Here is a 21,218-nt window from a genome sequence, read left to right as displayed (position 1 = left end):
AAGTATGGGAGCCCAGATCCGGGTCTACCGCCAGAAGATCAGCTCGACCACGTCGATGCGCAAGATCTTCAAGGCGATGGAACTGATCGCTACCTCGCGCATCGGCAAGGCCCGTGCGCGCGTAGCAGCTTCACTGCCTTACGCGAACGCGATCACACGCGCCGTTTCTGCTGTCGCAACTCAAAGCGAAATCGACCACCCGTTGACCACCGAGCCGGATCAGATCCGCCGTGCCGCTGTCCTGGTAATTACCGCGGACCGTGGACTGGCAGGTTCGTACTCGGCCAGCGTGCTCAAGCAGGCGGAAGGTCTCATCGAGCTGCTCCACGAAGAAGGCAAGGAAGTCAAGACGTACGTCGTTGGACGTAAGGCCCAGGCCTACTTCGATTTCCGGAACCGTGAATACGCACGGGTCTGGACCGGAGGGACGGACGCACCCGAATTCGCCACCGCGCGCGAAATCGGCGAAGCACTGCTGTCCGAGTTCGCAACCGACTACGAAGAGGGCGGCGTGGACGAGATCCACGTGGTGTACACCCGCTTCAAGTCCATGGTTACCCAGGAGCCCACTGTCATCCGCCTGCTTCCGCTGGAAGTAGTGGAAGAGCAGGCCGCTTCTGAATCGGACCTGTTGCCGCTGTACGAATTCGAGCCGGAAACCGAGCAGGTTCTTGATGCCCTGCTGCCGCGCTACATCGAGTCACGCATCTTCGCGGCCATGCTGCAGGCTGCGGCTTCGGAGCTTGCTGCACGCCAGCGGGCCATGAAGTCCGCCGGCGACAACGCCACGGACCTCATCAAGAAGTACACGCGTCTGCGCAACACGGCCCGCCAGGCTGAAATTACGCAGGAGCTTTCCGAGATTGTTGCCGGCGCCGACGCCCTCGCGTCCTAGCCTGCAGCAGGTCGGATTCCGCAGGACCTGCACCACCACAGATAAACTTAAACCCACGCCATCTACTGAGTGAAGTGAGAGAGATGACTGCCACTGCTACCGAACACGTAGCCGCAACGTCCGGTGCCACCGGGCGCATTGCGCGCGTAATCGGCCCGGTTGTCGACGTCGAATTCCCGGCTGACGCAATCCCGTCCATCTACAATGCCCTCACCACCGAGATTACTCTCAACGGTGTAACCAAGACCATCACGTTCGAGACCGCCCTGCACCTGGGCGACAACCTCATTCGCGCCATCTCCCTGCAGGCTACCGACGGACTGGTCCGCGGCACCAACGTAGTGGACACCGGCGCCCCCATCTCCGTACCCGTTGGCGACGGCGTCAAGGGCCACATCTTCAACGTGCTGGGCCAGCCCCTGGACGTTGCAGAGTCGGAACTGGACATCAGCGAACGCTGGCCGATCCACCGCAAGGCACCGAACTTCGCCTCGCTCGAAGGCTCCACCGAGATGCTGGAAACCGGCATCAAGGTTATCGACCTCCTCACTCCCTACATCAAGGGTGGAAAGATCGGCCTCTTCGGCGGCGCCGGCGTGGGCAAGACCGTTCTGATCCAGGAAATGATCACCCGTGTGGCCCGCAACTTCGGTGGTACCTCGGTATTCGCCGGCGTCGGCGAGCGTACCCGTGAGGGCAACGACCTCTGGGTTGAAATGGAAGAGGCAGGCGTCCTCAAGGACACCGCCCTTGTGTTCGGCCAGATGGATGAGCCGCCGGGAACGCGCCTCCGCGTGGCCCTGTCCGCGCTGACCATGGCGGAGTACTTCCGCGATGTCCAGAACCAGGACGTGCTGCTCTTCATCGACAACATCTTCCGCTTCACGCAGGCAGGTTCCGAGGTCTCCACCCTCCTCGGCCGCATGCCCTCCGCCGTGGGCTACCAGCCGAACCTGGCTGATGAGATGGGCCTCCTGCAGGAGCGCATCACCTCCACCAAGGGCCACTCCATCACCTCGATGCAGGCCATCTACGTCCCCGCGGATGACTACACCGACCCGGCCCCGGCAACTACCTTTGCGCACCTGGACGCGACCACGGAACTTTCCCGTGAAATCGCCTCCCGTGGCCTGTACCCGGCAGTTGACCCGCTGACGTCCACCTCCCGCATCCTGGACCCCCAGTACATCGGCAAGGACCACTACAACACGGCTGTCCGTGTCAAGCAGATCCTGCAGAAGAACAAGGAACTCCAGGACATCATCGCCATCCTCGGCGTTGACGAACTCTCCGAAGAGGACAAGATCGTCGTGTCGCGTGCACGCCGCATCCAGCAGTTCCTCTCGCAGAACACCTACACCGCCAAGCAGTTCACCGGCGTCGAAGGTTCCACGGTTTCCATCAAGGACACCGTCGAAGGCTTCTCCGCCATCTGCGACGGCGAGCTCGACCACATCGCAGAGCAGGCGTTCTTCAACGTCGGCGGCCTGGATGACGTAGAGCGCCAGTGGGCCAAGATCCAGGAACAGACCAAGTAATATGGCTGAGCTTGAGGTTGAGATTGTCGCAGCGGACCACTTTGTGTGGTCCGGAGCGGCCAAGATGGTCAAGGCCCGCACCAGCGATGGTGAAATCGGAATCCTGCCCGGCCACTCGCCCCTGCTGGCGATCCTGGCCGAGGGTGAACTGGCCATCCAGCCGGTTTCGGGAGACCGGATTGCGGTAGAGGTTGACGGCGGGTTCTTCTCCGTCGACAACAACCGTGTGGTTATCGTTGCTGACAACGCCCAGCTGGGCGGCTCGGCTACCGCTGGGATCCGCTAGCATCACTTTGATGGACGCACCGGGTCTGTTCATCGCCTTGGCAGTCGCTTTTGGATTGCTGATATTTGCACTGTGCCTTTCGGGGGTGCGCCGCTTCAATCTGCGGCGTGCCCTCGGCACGGTGGACGCCTCCATTTGCATGGCTGGAAACAGCTGGCAGATGGGGGTTTGTCGTTATCAGGACAACGACCTTGAATGGTTCCGGCTGCTTTCCCTTAGCGTGCGGCCCAAGCACAAGTTCAAACGGCATTCCCTGGAACTGCTCGGCCGGCGGACGCCCACGGAGGCCGAGGCTGTCAAGGTGCAGCCCGACGTCGTCATTGTTGAACTGCGGTACGAAGGCCAGGACATGCGCCTCGCCATGAACTTCGACGCCTACACGGGCCTCTCTTCCTGGCTGGAAGCCGGCCCGGTCATCGGCATTGGGACTTGGCGCTAGCCAACGTGGACTGGTTCTTCGACATCCGGCTCATCGACGGGCCGCTATATTGGGCTTCCCTCGCCCTCGGGGTGGCCGGTGCCGCGTACCTGCTGCTGCCCCCGTCCGCCGTCGCCAGGCGGAGCTGGTTCTTGAAAGTCATTGCGGCCGCGGCTGCCGCCTTCGCCCTCGTGGCTTCCATCCACTGGGCTCTCATCAACGTCTTCTCGATCTTCCCGGAGAACATTCCCGATACCGTCCTCCTGTGGGTGGTGCCCGGCGTGGCCGCCCTGATCCTCCTCCTCCTGAGGATGCCCCGAAACACGTGGCGCCGGCGTACGGCCGGGTTGGTGGCCGCCCTTTTGGTGACGGCACTTTCGGCAGTGCAGATCAACGCCTATTTTGGCCTCAACAAGACGGTCAGCGATCTCTTCGGCACAGCACTCGCGAGGATCCCGACGCTGGAGCAGGAGCTGATGCGGCAGCCGGGACAGTCCGACGGCGCTACCCTCCGCGGGTGGGTGCCGCAAGGGGACGTCCCTGCCGAAGGCGAGCTGCGGAAGGCCTTCATCCCTGGGGAAAAGTCCGGGATGAGCGCCCGGGACGCGTACATCTACCTGCCGCCCGCCTACTTCGCCAAAAACCGGCCAGCCCTGCCGGTGCTGGTCCTGATCGCCGGACAGCCGGGCGGCCCCGCGGACTGGCTGACCGGCGGAGCTCTGGGCGGGCACATGAATTCCTTTGCGGCGGCGCACGGCGGCCTGGCACCGGTGGTGGTGATCCCCGATCCCAACGGCTCGCAGTCTGCCAACACCATGTGCATGGACAGCCAGATAGCGCAGGCTGACACCTACTTGTCACGTGACGTGCCGGCCTGGATCAGTTCCACCCTGGCCGTGGACACCAACCATAGTCAGTGGGCCATTGGCGGCTTTTCCTTTGGCGGCACCTGTGCCCTGCAGATGGGAACCCGGCACCCGGATCTCTTTCCGGCTGTCCTTTCGTTCTCCGGGGAAGCTGAACCGGCCATCGCCAAGGAGCGGCAAAAAACCATTGACGCTGCCTTTCCGGGGAGGCCGGAGGAATTTGAGCGGCAAACCCCCCTGGCCATCATGAAGGAACAGCGCTTCGAATCCAGCGGCCTGTACTTGACTGCCGGACAGAACGACCCAGAATTTGTGGGTTATCTCCGTACTCTGGCCGCCGCGGCACGGGAGGCCGGCTTTGACGTCCGCGCCTACGAGGTGGAACAAACAGGCCACTCCTGGGACACGTCCTCCAAGCGCCTTGCCGATGCCCTGGAGTTCCTGTCCGCCCGCTGGGGGATGGGGCAATGACAACGGGACATAAGGTCCGGACAGGATCGCTCGCCTGGGCAACGGTGGTCCGCCCGACACTCGACCGTGCCATCAGTGCCCTGAAGTCAATGCCCTTCTCAGTGGCGGTCCTGCTCGTGTTCCTCGCCACCGGTGCTGTCACCGGCAGCTTCCTTGCCGGGCCCCCGGAGCAGTTGCTGGACGGTGCAGGCGTCAGCGGACCGGGGCTGCGGGCCGGCAACTGGTGGTGCCTGTTCACCAGCCTCTTCTTCGCCACGAACCCGCTGGCCTATATTTCCGCGTCGCTGATGATCCTCCTGCTGCTGGGGCTTGCCGAGCGGAAACTGGGAACCGTCGCAGCGGCCGCCTTCTTTTTCGGAGGACAGTTCGGTGCCGTAACGCTCTTCCTGCTGATCACGCAACTGGCGGGATACGTGGGGGACGGGTGGCTCGACCGGATGGCCGACGACATCCTGATCGGACCCTACCCTGCAGTCCTCGCGGCAGGTCTGGCAGCCTCCGGCCGGCTGCCGGTCCTCTGGCAACGCCGGCTCCGGACAGCTGTGCTGTCCATCTCCCTGCTGCTGGTGCTGTACATCGGGCATGCAGAAACGGTGATCGGCCTGATCGGTGCCATCCTGGGACTCCTGGCCGGCTGGTGGATCCAGGGTGATCGCGGCCAGCTCCACCGGCACCGGTCAACCGGCCGCGAAGCACGGAACCTGCTGGCCCTGACGGTGGCAGTCTTTGCGGTGGGGCCCATCCTCACCGGAATCGCCCGGTCACCCACAGGCCCGCTGGCGCTCCTGCGCGACGTAGTCCTCAACCCGATGCCAACCCTGAGCCAACTGGAGTTCAACTGCGGCGCAACCGTGGAGTCGTCCTGCCTTGAAGCGGGCCGGGCAGGCTTTGCCGGGCCCTTCGGACTCGCGCTTGCGGTGGTTCCGGTCATCCTGCTGCTGATCTGTGCGGACGGCATGCGCCGCGGCCGGCGCCTGGCCCTGAACATCGCCATTGTCATCCAGCTTGCGGTCACAGCCCTTGCCGGCGTCTATCTTGCGCTGTTCGCACTGATCCCGTCCAGGCCGCACAGCGCGTCCGCCACACCCATGGCGTCGGCGTTTGCCCATGTGCTTCCCCTGGTGTTCGTCCCCCTGCTCCTGGCGGTCCTTTTGTGGCTCAACCGGCGCCAGTTCCGCGTCCAGACGCGGCCTGCTGCCCGCCGGACGCTGGCCGCAGTCGTGGGAGGAACATGGCTTGTCCTCGCCGGAGCATACGCGGCGGCCTGGTTCTGGGCCGGCGGTCTGCTACGCGACGGCGGCATCCTGGCGCTCTTTGCAGAGCTTGCGCGCCAGTACGTCCCGGTTCCCATCCCGCAGTACTACCACCGGGTGTTCGCCGACCGGAACAACCTGGAAGCGGTGCTCTTTGCCTATTCCGGACCCGTGTTCTGGGTTGTCGCGCTGGTCAGCGTGTGGTGGGCCCTGCTCAGCGGCCACCACGGCAACGACTCCGGACGGCAGGACAGGATCAAAGCACGCGCCCTGCTCCACCAGGGCGGCGGACCCCTGTCCTGGATGGCGCTGTGGGAACCCAACACGTACTGGTTCAGCCCCGACGGCCGCGGCGCCGTGGCGTTCCAGCGGCACGGCAGCGTGGCTCTGACACTGGGCGGCGCTTTCGGGCCGCCAACTGCACAAGGGCGGGTGACCGAGGGTTTCCTTGACTACTGCAGCCACGAAGGCCTCATCCCTGCGCTCTACTCCTGCGATGATTCGCTCTGGCCGATGCTGCGGGAACGCGGTTTTTCCAGGGTTGCCGTTGCCCAGGAGACCAGGCTGGCCGTCCGTGAACTCGAATTCAAGGGCAAGGAGTGGCAGAACGTCCGGACCGCACTGAACAGGGCAGCCAAGCTGGGGGTTCAGGCTGTTTGGGGAACGTACCAGTCCCTGCCGCCGGCGCTGCGGTCCAAGCTGATAGAGGTCTCCGAGGAATGGGCGGCCGGAAAGACCGTTCCCGAAATGGGTTTTACCCTCGGCGGCATCGACGAGCTCGACGACCCGGAGGTGCTGTGCTGCCTTGCCGTGGATGCCGGCGGCACGGTCCACGGGGTGACCAGCTGGTTGCCGGTTTATGACGGCGGGGTCCTGGTCAGCAGGACGCTTGACGTCATGCGCCGCGGCGCCGACGGATTTCCCGGGGTCATGGAATTCCTCATCGCCTCTGCCGTGCTTGAGCTGCGCAGTTCGGTTGAGGTGATCTCGCTCTCGGGCTCACCGCTGGCCAGCCTTCCCGAATCCCCTGCCGGTGACGGCTCCCGTTCTGAGGCCCCCGGTGAAGGCGAAGCGGACAACCTGGTCCGGATACTCGACCTCGTGGGCCACGCACTGGAACCCGTCTACGGATTCCGCTCCCTGGCCGCATTCAAGTCGCGCTTCAAACCCGAATACCGTGCGCTTTACCTGTATTACCAGGACGCGTTGTATCTGCCGGCGATCGGCCGGGCATTGACCCGCGCGTACCTGCCCGGGCTTTCCCTTCCGCAGGGCGCCCGCCTCGTGCGCAAATTGGTGAAATAGCTGTCCTGATTAACAACAATGGTCCCCGGCATAATTGCCGGGGACCATTGTTTCGCTGCCCGGCCGCAGCTGCGGCCGGAATGCGGGACTAGACCAGCGTTACGCCGGTAGCCTGGGGACCCTTGGCGCCCTGGCCGATTTCGAACTGAACGCGCTGGTTCTCGTCGAGGGTCTTGAAGCCGCCGGTCTGGATTTCGGAGTAGTGGACAAAAACGTCCCCATCCGAGTCATCCGGGGTAATGAAGCCGAAGCCCTTTTCAGCGTTGAACCACTTGACGGTTCCCTGTGCCATTTATTTCTCCTCATTATGGAACTTTTTAAGATCGGCACACCTCGTGCCGGCCTTGGTCACTCCGCGAGAAGAATCCTGAATTACCGTCCCGGAAAGGGAAGCGGCGTTGCAGGAGCTTCGCGCTCGCAACATGTCTTGCGAGCATGAAAAACACCTACACAAAGACTGAGACAAGAATTTCATGCCCGTTCCCGCAGGTCAACGGTTTGCACGGCGAAACGGACAAATTTTCGGCAAAAGACAGGTTAATGCGCATGTCAGGAGCTTATTCAACCGGGGTTTGAACACCTTGGCCCTGCAGTCAGAAAAGCCGTGACTCGCTGTCGTCAACGCCGCGCATGGCATCGTAGTCCAGGGTCACGCAGTCGATCCCGCGGTCGTTGGCCAGGACCTTTGCCTGCGGCTTGATTTGCTGGGCCGCAAAAATCCCGCGGACCGGGGCAAGGAGGGGGTCGCGGTTGAGCAGTTCGAGGTACCGCGTCAACTGTTCCACCCCGTCGATGTCACCGCGGCGCTTCAGCTCAATGGCCACAGTGGCGCCCTCAGCGTCGCGTGCAAGGATGTCCACCGGGCCGATGGCGGTGAAGTATTCCCGGCGGATGAGGGAGTAGCCGGCTCCCAGTGTTTCAATCTGTTCCGCCAGCAGGCGCTGCAGGTCCGCTTCCACGCCGTCCTTGATCAGCCCGGGGTCCACGCCGAGGTCGTGGGAGGACTCGTCGAGTTTTTCGTGGATGTTGATGATGAGCCGGTCGTCGGTTTTGGCGGACTGGACGGTCCACTGCTCCACCACCCCGAGTTCGAGGTCCACGTCCTCGGGGGAAATCACCCTGAGCGTGGCCGGCGGGCTCATCCAGTTGAGCGGTTTGTAGGAACCGCCGTCGGAGTGGACCAGGACGGAGCCGTCGGCCTTCACCAGCAGGAGCCTGGTGGCAAGCGGGAGATGGGCTTTGAGCCGGCCAACGTAATCAACGGAGCATCGGGCTATGACAAGTCGCACGCCGTACAGACTACCGTCTGCCGGGTGCAGGCTCCGCCGGCGGTCTCCGGGCGGCTGCGGCCGGCTCCGGCCGGTTGAGGAGCCTGCCGGCCCGCCGCTGGGGCAGAATGGAGGCATGCCGCGCTCCAACCGCCCCCGCCGTCCCGTTTCCGGAAAGGGTTCCGGGTCCGGAAGAGCGGGCGCCGGAAAGAAGGGCGGCCAGGACGTCCCCGAACTCGACCTCGAACGCGCACGTGCCGGCATCGTGCGGCGGGAGACTGCGCCCGACGGCGAATGGATGGTCCGCACCATGACAGCCAAAAACGCCGAGAAAACCTACATCTGCCCCGAATGCTCCACCGCGGTGCTGCCCGGCGTCGCCCACCTGGTGGTCTGGAAGGATGACCACCTGTTCGGGGCCGCGGCCGGCCTGGCCGAACGGCGGCACTGGCACACCAACTGCTGGATGTCGCGCAGTTACCGCTACCGCTGACGGGCGGGCAAAGATGCGCCCGCTGTCGCTAAGCTGGCAGGCATGACTTTTGATCCGGCGTCGTACGAATTCCACCAGGCCGCAGGGCCCGCTCCCATCCGTGCCTCAACCGTGCTGCCCGCCAAACGCGAGCTGGTGAAGCTGGACACGGAAGACGGACACACCCTGGTGGCCGAGCTGGCGCTGCCGGAATCCGGCCCCGTGAATGCCACGTTGATCACCCTGCATCCCCTTCCAACGCACGGCGGCTTCATGGACTCGCATGTCTACCGCAAGGCGTCCTACCGGCTGCCGGCGCTTGCCGGCATCGCCGTGCTGCGGTTCAATACCCGCGGAACCACGTCCCCGCACGGAACCAGCAGCGGGGCCTTCGACGAGGGCGTCGGGGAACGCCATGACATGGAGGCCGCGGTGCGCTTCGCCGTCGAACGCGGCCTGCCCAACCGCTGGCTGGTGGGATGGTCCTTCGGTACGGAACTCGCCCTGATGTACGGAGCCGTGGAACCCGTGGCGTCCCTGGTTGAGGGCGCGGTCCTGCTCTCGCCCCCGCTGCACCGCGCCACAGATGAGCACCTGCGCCTCTGGGCCGCATCAGGAAAGCCGCTCACGGTCCTGGTGCCGGAGCACGATGACTTCCTCAAGCCGGACGAGGCCGCAGCCCGCTTCAGCCTGGTCCCGCAGGCCCGCGTGGTGGGCGTGGACGGCGCCAAGCACCTGTGGGTGGGGGAGAAGTACGCCTCCCGGGTGCTCAACGAAATTGTGGATGACGTCACCGAGGCGGGATCGGGCGCTGCCGGACTGCCGCACGAATGGAACGGGCCCGCGGCAACAGCGTCAGCCTAGGGAACGGCTGGGGCCGGTCCGGTGACGCACATCTAGTGCTGGTCCTGCCTGACGATGTAGATCTCCCTGACCAGCAGCAGGACGGCGGCCGCCGTCGGAATGGCGATCAGCGCGCCGAGCACGCCCAGCAGGCTGCCGCCGGCAATGACTGAAATGACGGCCACGGCGCCGGGGACCGCCACGGCCTTCTGCATGATGCGCGGCGAGATGAAGTAGGCCTCGAACTGCAGGTAGGCGAAGTAGCAGATACCGTACACCGCTGCCGCCTGCCAGCCCTCGGTGAGCGAAACCAGCAGTACCACGATCCCCGCAATCATGCCGCCTACCAGCGGAATGAACGCGAGCAGGGCCACCACGAACGCCAGCAGCAGGGCGAAAGGGATGCCCACGATGGACATCACGATGAAGGCGAAGGTGGCGTTCAGGAGGGCAACCACCGCCTGGCCGATCACGTAGTTGCCCACCGATCGGGTGATTTCCTCGGACAGCGCTTCAACGCGGTGCCGCCGGGAACGCGGCGCCAGCCGGTAGCCCCACTTCTTCATTGCGGGCAGCGCAGCGAGGAAGTACAGGCTCAACACCAGGACGATCAGGGTGCCGAAGAGGCCGTTGGCCACGGTGGAGCCAAAGCCCACCACGCCCCCGAAAATCCCGCCCATCGCGGCGGGGTCGTTGACGAACTTCTCCAGTTCCTCTGTGATCCGGTCGCGCACGCCGAACTGGTCATCCAGGCTGCGGAAAAAGTCGGAGTCGATGAAGTCCCGGATCCACACCGGTGCCTGCTCGACGATCTGGGTGACCTGCTCCACGATGGTGGGAATGAGCGTGGCAAAAAAGCCGACGACGGCGCTTATCAGCACCGTGACGGACACCAGGATTCCGGCGGGGCGGGGGATCTTCCGGCTTTCCAGCCAGCCGACCACAGGTTCCAGCCCCAGCGCGATGAACAGCGCAGCCACAATCCACAGCAGCAGCTGCGTGGTGTTGGAGCCGATCCAGTAGACCAGCAGGGCAAGTCCGACGCCCACCGTGCCCATGAAGCCCAGATAAAGGGGATGCTGCGGCGAGATTCGGGGGCCGGGGCTGCCGAACTGCGGCTGTACCGCGCTGTCCCGGCTGGCGTCTTCCCCGTTCTGGCGGGAGTACTCCGGCGGCATTTCAAACCGGAGCCTGGGTTGGGCGCCGGGGAGTGGCTGGCGCAGGCGGTGAAGCAGCAGCCCGAGGGCGGCCGCGGCGGGCCTCTTCCGGCGGGCAGCTGCGGGACCCTGCGGAGCGGCTGCCGGCGGCTGCCCACCCCCCGGGTTCTCTGGCGCCGCGGAGGATTCGTCCGTCTTGTCAGTCACTGGTTTTAGGGGCCTGTTCCGTTGATGGCACCGCGTCGGCGGGCCGGTGTGATGATCATCGCAAACACTATCAGCAGCCTTGTCAACAGCAGCGGAACGGCCCGGCCGGCGACCCGCTGGCGGTCCTCGCAGAAGCCCCGATCCGGGCCTTCGATAACAAAACGGATACTATTGAAAGGAAACCCCCGCTGATGATAGGTGTTCCCTTGCGTTTAAAGACTGCAGTCGCACTCGTGCTGCTCGGCCTCCTGACACTTCTGGCCGGCATCGGCCAGAGAACCATCTGGGCCCCCTCCGAGACTTTTACGGCCGCCGCTCCGGTGGATGCTGCCGAGGCCCCGCTGACCGTGATCGACCAAAACCTGCGCACCCTTCACGGCGGGACCGTCAAGATCAAGATCGAGGGCGACGGCAACTTCCTCCTGGCAGCGGGCCGGCCGGACGACGTGGAGGCGTGGGTGGGCCAGACTGCGCACAACACCATCACCGGCGTGTCCGGGGACGAGAAGTCGCTGCTGGTTGAGCACGCCGACGGCGAAGCCACCGCGCCCAACCCCGCCGGCTCGGACCTCTGGGTTTCCACCGAGAATGCGATCAGCGAGCTTGAATACTCGTGGACAGCACCGGCGGACGGCGACTGGACACTCCTGCTCGCCTCCGACGGAACCAAGCCGGCGCCGGCCACCGTTTCCATGACGTTCCCCAACGACACGTCCACCCCGTGGGCCATCCCGCTGATCATCCTCGGCTCGCTGCTGATCCTGGGTGGAATCGCCCTGGCCCTGCTCTCCGCCCGCAGGCGCAACGGCGAAGGCGACGGCAAGGGCAGCGGCTTTGCGCAGCGCGCCCGGGCCCGCAACGAGGCACGGTCCTCGCGGGTAACCATGGCGGCCGCCGGAGTAGTGGCTGTTGCCGTCGTGGCCGGAAGCGGTGCCGCCGCCAGCGCCACATCGCCGGCGCCTTCCCCGGATCCGTCTTCCGCAGCTTCGTCTGCCGCGCAGGGGCAGTCCGGTCCGCCCGTCCTGCTGGATGCCCAGTTCCGTAGGATCCTGGAACAGGTTTCCAGCGCCGTTGACGCCGGCGATGCCGCAAAGGATGCGGCCAAGCTCGCGGACCGCGTGGGCGGCACTGAGCTTGAGGTCCGCACCCAGAATTACAAGATCCGCTCCCAGGTGGGCTCCTACGAGCCCCGCATGCCGGTCCGCTCCACCAAGCTGCTCACCACCGTGGTGACCAGCGACCGCGAGTGGCCGAGGTCCGTTATGGCGGTGACCCAGGGCGACGGCAACGTGGTGCCGCAGCTGCTGACCTTGGTCCAGCCCTCTCCGCGCGAGAACTACAAGCTGGTGGAAACCAACCCGCTGCAGCCCGGAACCACCTTCCCCACCATCAACCGGGACGGCACGGAGACCCTGGCCGCGGGCGACAAGACCGGCCTGCTCTACAGCGGCGAGGAGGCCATGTCCGGCCTTGCCGACCGACTGACCACCGCTGAGTCCGCCTACAAGGACAAGCTCGTGGAAGGGGAGTCCTCGCCGTACATTGCGGACACCCTGTCCTACCAGGCCGAGGTGGTGAAGGCCGGCGAGAACGGCAACTTCTCCTTCACCCACAAGGTGGCTCCGGAAAATACGGTTGTTTTCCGGACGGCTGACGGCGGCGCCCTGGTCCTGGGCCGGATCAACTTCGGCTTCGAGGGAACCCCCAAGGCCGCAGGTGACAAGCTCACCATTGGTGACGATGCCGCAGCCCTGGCCGGCGGCAAGGAAACCACCACCGGCATGGTCCTGACCTTCGCCGAGTCCGTGGCCGTGTACGTGCCGCCGGCAGGGTCAACCGACCCGATGAAGCTCGTCGCTGCGACCCGCGGACTGACGGGGGCCAGCTTCAAGTAACCCCGGTTCCTTCAGTAGCCCCGGCAGCGGCCGGAGTGGCTAGAGTGGAAAGCATGAGTTCGCCAGCTTCCCGCCCAGTCCCTCCTGCCGCTGCCAACCTGCTTAACCTGCGCGGCGCCGTCGACCTTTCCACGCTGAAGCAGCGCCCCGCGTCCCCGGCCGGGACCGGAACGCCGCAGGGCGGAGCCCCCGATGCTCCTGGCTCGCCGGAACTGAAAGTCAACGTCACCGAAGGCAATTTCCAGCAGCTGGTGGAGCTGTCAGCGCAGGTGCCGGTTGTTTTTGCGCTCTGGGCCTCCTACTCGCCGGAGTCCGCAACCATGCTGGACGTCCTGGAGCGGGTGGTGGCAAGCTACGGCGGCCGCCTGGTCCTCGGCGCCGCGGACATCGAGGCGTTCCCGCAGTTGGCCCAGGCCTTCCAGGTGCAGGCCGTGCCCACCGCGGTGGCCGTCCTCAAGGGCCAACCCGTACCGCTCTTCCAGGGCGGCGCAGACGAACAGCAGGTCCGCAGCCTCTTTGACGAACTGCTGAAGGTGGCTGCGGCGAACGGCGTGACCGGCAGCCTGGGTGCCGGTGCCGCTGAAGACGACACCCCCGCGCCCCTGCCGCCGCTGCACCAGGCGGCTTTTGACGCCATCGAGGCGGGGGACTACGCCGCAGCAGCCGATGCCTACCGCCAGGCACTGACCGAGATGCCCTCGGACCACGAGGCGAAGGCCGGCCTGGCCCAGGTGGAGCTGATGGCCAGGCTGCAGCCGCTCTCCGCGCAGGACAGCGAAGCCCTGCGGGCGCTGGCGGCCAACGAACCGGACAACCTTGAGGCGCAGCTGGGCGTGGCGGACCTGGATGTGGCAGGCGGCCACGTGGAGGATGCGCTGAACCGGCTGGTCACCTTCATCGGCAGGAACTTCGGCCCGGAACGTGAAACTGCCCGCGTCCGCCTGCTGGAGCTGTTCGACGTGGTGGGGTCTGCGGACGAGCGGGTGGGCAAGGCGCGCCAGGCACTCGCGAGGGTCCTCTTCTAGTGCCGGCGCTGTTCCAGCCGCTGAAGCTCCGGGGGCTGGAGCTCCAGCATCGGGGCTGGGTCTCACCCATGTGCCAGTACAGCTGCGATCCCGACGACGCCCCCGGCGTGCCGAACGACTGGCACCTGATGCATTTGGGGTCCTTCGCGGCCGGCGGCGCAGCGCTGATCCTCACCGAGGCAGCGGCCGTCAACGCCGAGGGCAGGATCAGTCCCCGGGACGCCGGGCTCTACAACGACGCACAGGCCGAGGCCTGGCAGCGGATCACGTCCTTCGTGCACCGCCACGGCCCGGCGGAGGCCAGGATCGGCGTGCAACTCGCCCATGCCGGCAGGAAGGGATCCACCTACTGGCCGTTTTCCGGCAGGCAGGGCAGCGTGCCGGAGTCCGACGGCGGCTGGACCACTGTGGGTCCCTCGGCATCGGCTTTTGACGGCTATGCCGTTCCCGCCGCGATGACGGAGGAACAGATCCGCGGCGTCATCGGCGACTTCGCCGCGGCTGCCGGGCGTGCCCTGGACGCAGGCTTCGACACCATGGAAATCCATGCCGCCCACGGGTACCTGCTCCATCAGTTCCAAAGCCCGCTGATCAATACCCGCGACGACCAGTGGGGCGGGGACGAAGCCGGCAGGAACCGCCTGATGCTCTCGGTGGTGGACGCGGTACGGGCGGTCATTCCGGAGTCCATGCCGCTGCTCCTGAGGATCTCCGCCAGCGACTGGGCGGACGGCGGTGTGGACCTTGCCGCTTCCGTGCGCCTGGCCCGGCAGGCAGCCGAACACGGGGTGGACCTCATCGACGTTTCCAGCGGGGGTGCCGTGGCTCATCAGCACATCAAGGCCGGCCCCGGCTACCAGACCGGGTTTTCCGCCGCCATCCGCAAGGAAGCCGGAGTGGCCACCGGGACCGTTGGCCTGCTCACCTCCGCGGGGCAGGCAGAACACGCCCTTGCCACGGGACAGGCTGACGGCGTCCTCATTGCCAGGGCAGCGCTGCGGGACCCGCACTGGTGGCTGCGGGCGGCCTTCGAACTGGGCCACGACATTGCGTGGCCGCCGCAATACGAACGGGCCGTTCCCCGGCACTCATTCTGATGTCCGGCTCGATGGAGGCCCGCCGGCAGCACAAAGGCGCAGCTGGATAAAGGGGCGTCGCCACGCCTTGTTTACTCCTCCCGCGGGAGGACCCCGAAGGGGTGGGCTGAGGGCTACGCTGGCTTCATGACTGCTCCGCAACCCGAGCCGGCGCTGCCACCGGACCCGGCCGCGCTTCCCGGCCCTGCGGCACACCTGCCTGCCTTGTCCATCAGGGGCCTGGCCAAGCGCTTCGGCGGCAAAATCGCCGTGGACGGCATCAGCCTGGACGTGCCGGCAGGTTCCTTTTACGGGATTGTGGGCCCCAACGGTGCCGGCAAGACCACCACGCTGTCCATGGCCACCGGCCTGCTTCGCCCGGACTTTGGCACAGCGGTGGTCCATGGCGTGGACGTGTGGCAGCGGCCGCTGGAAGCCAAACGGCTAATGGGCATCCTTCCGGACGGCGTGCGGCTGTTTGACAGGCTGACCGGGGAACAGCTGATCACCTACGCCGGGCTGCTGCGGGGAATGGACAAGGATGTCGTGGCCACGCGCGTTGCGGACCTGCTCGCGGCCATGGACCTCCAGGATGACGCCGGCACACTGGTGGTGGACTACTCCGCCGGCATGACCAAGAAGGTCGCGCTGGCCTCCGCCCTGATCCACGCGCCCCGGCTCCTGGTCCTGGATGAACCCTTCGAGGCGGTGGACCCCATCTCCGCGGCCAACATCCGCTCGATCCTGGACAAGTATGTTGCCTCCGGCGGCACCGTCATGGTGTCCAGCCACGTCATGGACCTGGTCCAGCGGATGTGCGACCACGTGGCAGTGGTGGCCGGCGGCCGGCTGCTGGCGGCGGGAACGGTGGACGAGGTGCGCGCCGGGGCAACACTTGAGGACCGGTTCGTCCAGCTGGTTGGCGGCCGCAGCCACACGGAGGGCCTGGAATGGTTGCGCACCTCCTGAGGCTCAAGCTCACCCTGCTGCGCAACGGCCTGCGGCGCAGCCCCTTGCAGCTGGTGGGCATGGCCTTCGCCGGACTGTACGCGCTCGGCCTGGTGGGCATGCTGGTGGTGGTCCTGGTACTGCTGCGCAACGCGCCGCACGATCTCGCCTACGCCGCCGTGGTGCTGGGCGGGTCCGCTGCCATCCTGGGCTGGGGAATCGTGCCGGTGGTGGCGTCGGCAACGGACATGACGCTGGACCCTGCGCGGTTCACAACCTTCGCCATCCCCATGAACCAGATGCTGGCGGGACTGGCCCTGGGCGGCCTGATCGGAATTCCCGGGCTCGCAACGTCCCTCGTTGCCCTGGCTACGGTGGTGACGTGGTCCCGGGCGGTCCTTCCCGCGCTCGCTGCCTTCGCCGGAGCAGTGCTGGGGGTGATGACCTGCGTGGTCATCGCCAAGGTGGTCACAACGGCGACGGCAAGCCTGGCAGCGTCACGGCGCTTCAAGGACATCAGCGCCGTCGCCTTCATGGTGCCCCTGGTCCTGATGGGACCCATCGTGGCCGGGGTAGGCCAGGGCATCTCCTCGTCCGCCGGGTTCCTCCCCGGCTTTGCCCGGATGCTGTCCTGGACGCCGCTCGGAGCCCCATGGTCCATTGCCGGTGACGTCGCCGCCGGCGAGCCAGGCGCGGCAGCCCTGAAGCTGCTCCTGTCCGCGGCAACACTTGCCGCCCTGGCGTGGGCCTGGAAGGTCCTGCTGGAGCGGGCGCTGGTGACTCCTCCCTATGCGGGAAGCGGGAAGAGGAAAGGCGGCAAGCTGGGACTTTTGGGGGTCCTGCCCGCGGTCCCGGCCGGGGCGGTGATGGCCAGGTGCCTCACGTACTGGTTCCGGGACCCGCGGTATTCGGGCTCGCTTGTGGTGATCCCGTTGCTTCCCGTGGTGCTGCTGTTCCAGGGCAGCCAGACCGGGGATTACACCAGCCTGGCTTTCCTCGCCCCGATGTCCGCGTTCATCCTCGCCTGGTCCATCTCCGCCGATGTGTCCTATGACAACACCGCGTTCGCCCTCCACCTGGCCACCGGCGTCCGGGGCGTGGCGGACCGGCTGGGCCGTGCCCTGGCCTGCCTGGCGTTCGCCCTGCCGGTGGTGCTGGTGTTTGCGCTGGGGTACTCCGCCTTCACGGGGGACTGGGGTGCCCTGCCCGGCCAGCTGGGCCTCAGCCTGGGCGTCCTGTTCACCGGCCTGGGCCTGTCTTCGGTTGTCTCCGCACGCTACACCGTGGCCGTTCCCTTGCCGGGCGACAGCCCGTTCAAAAAACCGCCGGGCAATGTGGGGCAGACCCTCGCGGTCCAGTTCGGCGGACTGGTGCTCCTGATGGTCCTGGTCCTGCCGGAGGCCGGGCTCCTGGCCGCCCAGCTGGTCACCGGCAACCGGATCTTCGGCTGGATCAACCTTGGCGCAGGGACGGCCCTGGGCCTGTGCCTGTTCGTGGCAGGCGTGCGGCTGGGCGGAAAATGGCTGGATGCCCGCGGTCCCGAGCTCCTGGCCCAAGTGGCCGTCAACCGCTGAAAACTTCGGAAAGGAACAGCATGGAAGTAGTCATCCTCAACGGCAGCAAACAGATCGGTAAGCTCGCCGCTGACGCCATCGAGGAACTCCTGCGGCGCAAACCGGGTGCTGTCCTGGGCCTGGCAACGGGTTCGTCCCCGCTGCCCGTCTACGATGAGCTGGCCGCCCGGCACGACCGGGACGGCCTGGACTTTAGCCGGGCGCACGCATTTGCCCTGGACGAATACGTGGGCCTTCCTGCCGGCCATCCCGAGTCCTACCGCGAAGTCATCCGGCGTGAATTCACCAACCGGGTGAACATCTCCCCGGAGAATGTGCACGGACCGGACGGGACAGCCGAGGACATTCCGGAGGCCTGCCGCGCCTACGAGGAAGCCATCAGCGCCGCCGGCGGAATCGACCTGCAGCTCCTGGGAGTGGGGACGGACGGCCACATCGCGTTCAACGAACCGGGGTCCTCCTTCACCTCCAGGACCCGCATCAAGAGCCTCGTCGAACAGACACGCCGGGACAACGCCCGGTTCTTCAACAGCCTGGCCGAGGTCCCGCACCATGTCCTCACCCAGGGCCTCGGAACCATCATGGAGGCGCGGCATGTCATCCTGGTGGCAACGGGCGCGCGCAAGGCCCAGGCGGTCCGCGACTTCGTGGAGGGTCCCGTCTCGGCCATCTGCCCGGCGTCGATCCTCCAGTTCCATCCGCACGCCACCGTCCTGCTGGACCAGGCCGCCGCCTCGGCGCTGAAGCTGGCGGATTTCTACCGCCACACCTATGACAACAAGCCCGCCTGGCAGGGCCTCTGACCACCGGCTGGCCGCTGGCTGACCGCGGGCCGGCAGCCAGGGTATCCGGCGGAAAAGTACGACGGCGGCCGGTTCCGGGCGGCGCGGCGGCAGCGTCCGGCGTCGAACGTGGCGCCGCTCGAACGGCTAAGATGGTTCGCATGACTAGCATGACGGACCCTCTCGAGAACGACCCGATGCGCGAGCTTTCCGGGGCTGGATCGTCCACAGCCACCATTGAGCGCGAGGAACTGCGCCAGGAAGTGGAACCCGGGGACCGGGAGCGCTTTTCGCACTATGTGCGCAAGGAAAAGATCATGGAGTCCGCGCTGACCGGGGACCCCGTCATCGCCCTGTGCGGCAAGGTCTGGACGCCGGGCCGGGACCCGCAGAAATTCCCGGTGTGCCCGATGTGCAAAGAGGTCTATGACGGCCTCCGCCCGGGCAACGACGGCGGCAAGGGTCCCGGAGGGGACTCGGGCAACAACAAATAGTGACGGAGACGCTCTTTGGCGGCCCCACCCTGCCTCCGGCTTATCCGGAACGCGCAGCCTGGGGAACCGCCCCGAAACTCCGTGCCTGGCAGCAGGAAGCGCTTGACCTATACCTGAGCAACAGCCCCCGTGATTTCCTCGCGGTAGCAACCCCCGGCGCCGGCAAGACCACCTTTGCCCTCCGCGTGGCCTCCACGCTCATCGACTCCGGCGCCGTGAACAGGGTGACCATCGTGGCGCCCACGGACCACCTCAAGCGGCAGTGGGCGGATGCGGCGGCCAGGGTGGGAATCGCCATCGACCCCAACTTCAAGAACTCCGACGGCCAGCACGGCCGCGGCTTCATCGGGGTGGCCGTCACGTATGCCCAGGTGGCCAGCAAGCCGCTGCTGCACCGTGCCAAGACCGAGGCCGCCCGCACCCTGGTGATCCTGGACGAGATCCACCACGGCGGCGAGGCCCTGTCCTGGGGCGACGGCCTGCGCGAGGCGTTCGACCCCGCAGTGAGGCGCCTCTCCCTGACCGGTACGCCGTTCCGCTCGGACACCTCGCCCATCCCGTTCGTCGAGTACGCCGAGGACCGGGACGGGATCCGCCGCTCCAAGGCCGACTACACCTACGGCTACGGCAACGCCCTGCGGGACCACGTTGTCCGCCCGGTGATGTTTATGGCCTATTCGGGGCAGATGCGCTGGCGGACCAGTGCCGGTGAAGAGATGGCGGCGTCGCTGGGGGAGGCCGCGGTGACCAAGGACATCACGTCACACGCCTGGCGTACCGCCCTAAACCCCGCAGGCGAGTGGATTCCGGCTGTCCTGGCCGGTGCGGACAAGCGCCTCAGCGAGGTCCGGCGGACCGTCCCCGACGCCGGCGGCCTGGTGATTGCCACGGACCACGAGGACGCGCGCGCGTACGCCGGGCAGCTCAAGAGGATCACCGGGGAGTCGCCCACGGTCATCCTTTCCGACGACGCGAAGGCGTCGAGCAAGATCGAGGAATTCACCGCCAGCGAGAAACGCTGGATGGTGGCGGTCCGGATGGTGTCCGAAGGCGTTGACGTGCCGCGGCTTTCCGTGGGCGTGTACGCCACATCGACTTCAACGCCGCTGTTTTTTGCCCAGGCTGTGGGGCGTTTCGTGCGTGCCCGCAAACGCGGGGAAACGGCGTCGGTCTTCCTGCCCTCGGTGCCGCAGCTGATGGCCCTGGCCAACTCCATGGAGGCGGAGCGGGACCATGCCCTGGACCGCCCCGAGAAGGAAGACGGGGACGGCCTGTTCAATCCCGAGGACTCGCTGATGGCCGAGGCCAACCGCGAGGACAAGGCGTCGGACAGCCTGACCAAGGGCAAGTTCGAGGCCCTGGATTCACAGGCGTCCTTTGACCGTGTGCTGTTCGACGGTGGCGAGTTCGGCACGGGCGGCGAAGTGGGGTCCGACGACGAGATGGACTTCCTGGGCATTCCCGGGCTGCTGGACGCGGAGCAGGTGGGCACGCTGCTGCGGCAGCGCCAGCATGAGCAGCTGAACCGCAAGAACCGGAAGGCTCCTGCGGCGGCCGAAACCCCGGCGCCGGCCGTCCCGGACCACCGGATGCTGATGGACCTCCGGAACGAGCTGGCCAAGAACGTGGCCGCCTGGTCAGCCCGGACCGGTACCCCCCACGGCGTGGTGCACACCAAGCTGCGGACGGTGTGCGGCGGACCGCCCGTTGCCCAGGCGAACGAGGAGCAGTTGCAGTCGCGTCTGCGGAAGCTCCAGGACTGGTTCATCGGCCGGAAGTAGCGGCCGAAGCCGCCAGGGCCACTCAGGCGACGTCTACCCCGCCGAGTTCCATTTCGGCCACGGCGTCCTCCAGGTCCTCCGCGATCCCCGCGGTCAGGGACCGGAGGACGGTGACCGAGTAGCCTGCCTGGACGGCGTCCAGGGCGGTGGCCATGACGCAGTAGTCGGTGGCGATTCCTACCACCACAACGTCCTCGACGTCGTGGCTTTGCAGCCAGTCATCCAGCCCGATAGCGTCCTCGTCGGGGGCGAATTTTTCCTCGCCTGCCGGTCCGGGCAGGGCCCCGGGCCGGCGTTCCCCGGTGGGCACTGCGTCTTCAGGGGCCAGCAGGCCCTCGAAGCCGGAGTAGGCAGCGGCGAACTGGCCTTTCTGGAAATACGCCTGGATGTATTCGGTGTCGAGGTCCGGATGGAGTTCGGCGCCCCGGGTCCCGGCCACGCAGTGCGGCGGCCAGCTGTCCTTGAAGTCCGGTGTGTCGGAGAAGTGGGCGCCCGGGTCGATGTGCCAGTCCTGGGTGGCCACGATGTGGTCGAACTCGCCGTGGTGGGCGTCCACGTATTCGCTGATGGCGCCGGCAACGTCCGCACCGCCGGACACGGCGAGCGAGCCGCCTTCACAGAAATCGTTCTGGACGTCGACGATGATCAGTGCGCGGGACATCAG

General features: G+C 66.4%; 20 protein-coding genes. 16 read left to right on the top strand and 4 right to left on the bottom strand.

What is annotated here, in order from left to right:
- Positions 1 to 4 precede the first annotated feature (4 nt).
- From U7114_RS03340 to U7114_RS03315, 6 genes are all read left to right on the top strand, one after another.
- Positions 5 to 895, top strand: coding sequence for a F0F1 ATP synthase subunit gamma (locus tag U7114_RS03340; RefSeq protein ID WP_157241834.1), 891 nt, complete (start codon positions 5 to 7; stop codon positions 893 to 895).
- Between the two features lie 83 nt (positions 896 to 978).
- Positions 979 to 2,433: a F0F1 ATP synthase subunit beta gene (gene atpD / locus U7114_RS03335; RefSeq protein ID WP_157241835.1), complete on the top strand. Its 1,455-nt coding sequence runs from the start codon at positions 979 to 981 to the stop codon at positions 2,431 to 2,433.
- 1 nt (position 2,434) lies between these two features.
- The gene (locus U7114_RS03330) at positions 2,435 to 2,719 is read left to right on the top strand and encodes a F0F1 ATP synthase subunit epsilon (RefSeq protein ID WP_157241836.1); all 285 of its coding nucleotides are present in this window, start codon (positions 2,435 to 2,437) and stop codon (positions 2,717 to 2,719) included.
- A 10-nt stretch (positions 2,720 to 2,729) separates the two neighbouring features.
- Positions 2,730 to 3,158 (top strand): DUF2550 domain-containing protein, encoded by a 429-nt coding sequence (locus U7114_RS03325; RefSeq protein ID WP_157241837.1) that lies wholly within the window; start codon positions 2,730 to 2,732, stop codon positions 3,156 to 3,158.
- Positions 3,159 to 3,163: 5 nt separating this feature from the next.
- A complete protein-coding gene (locus U7114_RS03320; protein WP_323056687.1) occupies positions 3,164 to 4,474 on the top strand; it encodes an alpha/beta hydrolase in 1,311 nt (436 codons plus the stop codon).
- Complete coding sequence (locus U7114_RS03315; RefSeq protein ID WP_157241839.1) at positions 4,471 to 7,032, top strand: bifunctional lysylphosphatidylglycerol flippase/synthetase MprF; 2,562 nt, start codon at positions 4,471 to 4,473, stop codon at positions 7,030 to 7,032. Before U7114_RS03320 ends, U7114_RS03315 begins: the two co-directional genes overlap by 4 nt.
- 88 nt (positions 7,033 to 7,120) lie before the next feature.
- On the opposite strand, the gene U7114_RS03310 is transcribed toward U7114_RS03315, so the two are convergent.
- Both U7114_RS03310 and nucS read right to left on the bottom strand, forming a co-directional pair.
- Positions 7,121 to 7,324, bottom strand: coding sequence for a cold-shock protein (locus tag U7114_RS03310; protein ID WP_011692441.1), 204 nt, complete (start codon positions 7,322 to 7,324; stop codon positions 7,121 to 7,123).
- 301 nt (positions 7,325 to 7,625) lie between these two features.
- Entirely contained in the window at positions 7,626 to 8,321 is a 696-nt protein-coding gene (gene nucS / locus U7114_RS03305) for an endonuclease NucS (protein ID WP_321213851.1), read from the bottom strand.
- A 115-nt stretch (positions 8,322 to 8,436) separates the two neighbouring features.
- Between nucS and U7114_RS03300 the strand changes: the two genes are divergently transcribed.
- Both U7114_RS03300 and U7114_RS03295 read left to right on the top strand, forming a co-directional pair.
- Positions 8,437 to 8,793: an ATP/GTP-binding protein gene (locus tag U7114_RS03300; protein WP_157241840.1), complete on the top strand. Its 357-nt coding sequence runs from the start codon at positions 8,437 to 8,439 to the stop codon at positions 8,791 to 8,793.
- 42 nt (positions 8,794 to 8,835) lie between these two features.
- Positions 8,836 to 9,636 (top strand): alpha/beta hydrolase, encoded by an 801-nt coding sequence (locus U7114_RS03295; protein WP_157241841.1) that lies wholly within the window; start codon positions 8,836 to 8,838, stop codon positions 9,634 to 9,636.
- 32 nt (positions 9,637 to 9,668) lie between these two features.
- Here the strand turns inward: U7114_RS03295 and U7114_RS03290 are convergent, their stop codons facing one another.
- Entirely contained in the window at positions 9,669 to 10,979 is a 1,311-nt protein-coding gene (locus U7114_RS03290; protein WP_321213849.1) for an AI-2E family transporter, read from the bottom strand.
- 191 nt (positions 10,980 to 11,170) lie between these two features.
- Here U7114_RS03290 and U7114_RS03285 point away from each other — a divergent pair, with 191 nt between their 5' ends.
- The 8 genes from U7114_RS03285 (at position 11,171) to U7114_RS03250 (ending at position 20,554) form a co-directional block, all read left to right on the top strand.
- A complete protein-coding gene (locus U7114_RS03285) occupies positions 11,171 to 12,874 on the top strand; it encodes a hypothetical protein (protein WP_323056547.1) in 1,704 nt (567 codons plus the stop codon).
- Positions 12,875 to 12,927: 53 nt separating this feature from the next.
- Positions 12,928 to 13,899: a tetratricopeptide repeat protein gene (locus tag U7114_RS03280; protein WP_157241843.1), complete on the top strand. Its 972-nt coding sequence runs from the start codon at positions 12,928 to 12,930 to the stop codon at positions 13,897 to 13,899.
- Positions 13,899 to 14,996, top strand: a complete 1,098-nt coding sequence (locus tag U7114_RS03275; protein ID WP_323056546.1) for an NADH:flavin oxidoreductase/NADH oxidase — start codon at positions 13,899 to 13,901, stop codon at positions 14,994 to 14,996. Before U7114_RS03280 ends, U7114_RS03275 begins: the two co-directional genes overlap by 1 nt.
- A gap of 126 nt (positions 14,997 to 15,122) precedes the next feature.
- The gene (locus U7114_RS03270; RefSeq protein ID WP_157241844.1) at positions 15,123 to 15,944 is read left to right on the top strand and encodes an ABC transporter ATP-binding protein; all 822 of its coding nucleotides are present in this window, start codon (positions 15,123 to 15,125) and stop codon (positions 15,942 to 15,944) included.
- Positions 15,926 to 17,497: a transporter gene (locus U7114_RS03265; protein ID WP_323056545.1), complete on the top strand. Its 1,572-nt coding sequence runs from the start codon at positions 15,926 to 15,928 to the stop codon at positions 17,495 to 17,497. Before U7114_RS03270 ends, U7114_RS03265 begins: the two co-directional genes overlap by 19 nt.
- 20 nt (positions 17,498 to 17,517) lie before the next feature.
- Positions 17,518 to 18,300, top strand: coding sequence for a glucosamine-6-phosphate deaminase (gene nagB / locus U7114_RS03260; protein WP_323056544.1), 783 nt, complete (start codon positions 17,518 to 17,520; stop codon positions 18,298 to 18,300).
- Between the two features lie 131 nt (positions 18,301 to 18,431).
- Positions 18,432 to 18,773 carry a DUF3039 domain-containing protein gene (locus U7114_RS03255; RefSeq protein ID WP_323056543.1) on the top strand — a complete coding sequence of 114 codons (342 nt, stop codon included), beginning with the start codon at positions 18,432 to 18,434 and terminating at the stop codon, positions 18,771 to 18,773.
- Positions 18,773 to 20,554, top strand: a complete 1,782-nt coding sequence (locus U7114_RS03250; RefSeq protein ID WP_321213843.1) for a DEAD/DEAH box helicase — start codon at positions 18,773 to 18,775, stop codon at positions 20,552 to 20,554. Before U7114_RS03255 ends, U7114_RS03250 begins: the two co-directional genes overlap by 1 nt.
- A gap of 22 nt (positions 20,555 to 20,576) precedes the next feature.
- Here U7114_RS03250 and U7114_RS03245 read toward each other — a convergent pair whose 3' ends face one another.
- Complete coding sequence (locus U7114_RS03245) at positions 20,577 to 21,215, bottom strand: isochorismatase family protein (protein WP_157241847.1); 639 nt, start codon at positions 21,213 to 21,215, stop codon at positions 20,577 to 20,579.
- Positions 21,216 to 21,218: the final 3 nt, after the last annotated feature.

The organism is Pseudarthrobacter sp. C1 (assembly GCF_034720455.1).
GTDB lineage: Bacteria > Actinomycetota > Actinomycetes > Actinomycetales > Micrococcaceae > Arthrobacter.
Note: the sequence above shows the minus strand (reverse complement) of the source record. Positions and strands in the feature narration are given on the sequence as shown.

Coding starts and splice junctions, on each gene's coding strand:
- atpD (WP_157241835.1), top strand. CDS start 979: ATGACTGCCACTGCTACCGAACACGTAGCCGCAACGTCCGGTGCCACC.
- U7114_RS03340 (WP_157241834.1), top strand. CDS start 5: ATGGGAGCCCAGATCCGGGTCTACCGCCAGAAGATCAGCTCGACCACG.
- U7114_RS03315 (WP_157241839.1), top strand. CDS start 4,471: ATGACAACGGGACATAAGGTCCGGACAGGATCGCTCGCCTGGGCAACG.
- U7114_RS03325 (WP_157241837.1), top strand. CDS start 2,730: ATGGACGCACCGGGTCTGTTCATCGCCTTGGCAGTCGCTTTTGGATTG.
- U7114_RS03280 (WP_157241843.1), top strand. CDS start 12,928: ATGAGTTCGCCAGCTTCCCGCCCAGTCCCTCCTGCCGCTGCCAACCTG.
- U7114_RS03270 (WP_157241844.1), top strand. CDS start 15,123: ATGACTGCTCCGCAACCCGAGCCGGCGCTGCCACCGGACCCGGCCGCG.
- U7114_RS03255 (WP_323056543.1), top strand. CDS start 18,432: ATGGTTCGCATGACTAGCATGACGGACCCTCTCGAGAACGACCCGATG.
- U7114_RS03265 (WP_323056545.1), top strand. CDS start 15,926: ATGGTTGCGCACCTCCTGAGGCTCAAGCTCACCCTGCTGCGCAACGGC.
- U7114_RS03285 (WP_323056547.1), top strand. CDS start 11,171: ATGATAGGTGTTCCCTTGCGTTTAAAGACTGCAGTCGCACTCGTGCTG.
- U7114_RS03310 (WP_011692441.1), bottom strand. CDS start 7,324: ATGGCACAGGGAACCGTCAAGTGGTTCAACGCTGAAAAGGGCTTCGGC.
- U7114_RS03300 (WP_157241840.1), top strand. CDS start 8,437: ATGCCGCGCTCCAACCGCCCCCGCCGTCCCGTTTCCGGAAAGGGTTCC.
- U7114_RS03245 (WP_157241847.1), bottom strand. CDS start 21,215: ATGTCCCGCGCACTGATCATCGTCGACGTCCAGAACGATTTCTGTGAA.
- U7114_RS03295 (WP_157241841.1), top strand. CDS start 8,836: ATGACTTTTGATCCGGCGTCGTACGAATTCCACCAGGCCGCAGGGCCC.
- nagB (WP_323056544.1), top strand. CDS start 17,518: ATGGAAGTAGTCATCCTCAACGGCAGCAAACAGATCGGTAAGCTCGCC.
- U7114_RS03330 (WP_157241836.1), top strand. CDS start 2,435: ATGGCTGAGCTTGAGGTTGAGATTGTCGCAGCGGACCACTTTGTGTGG.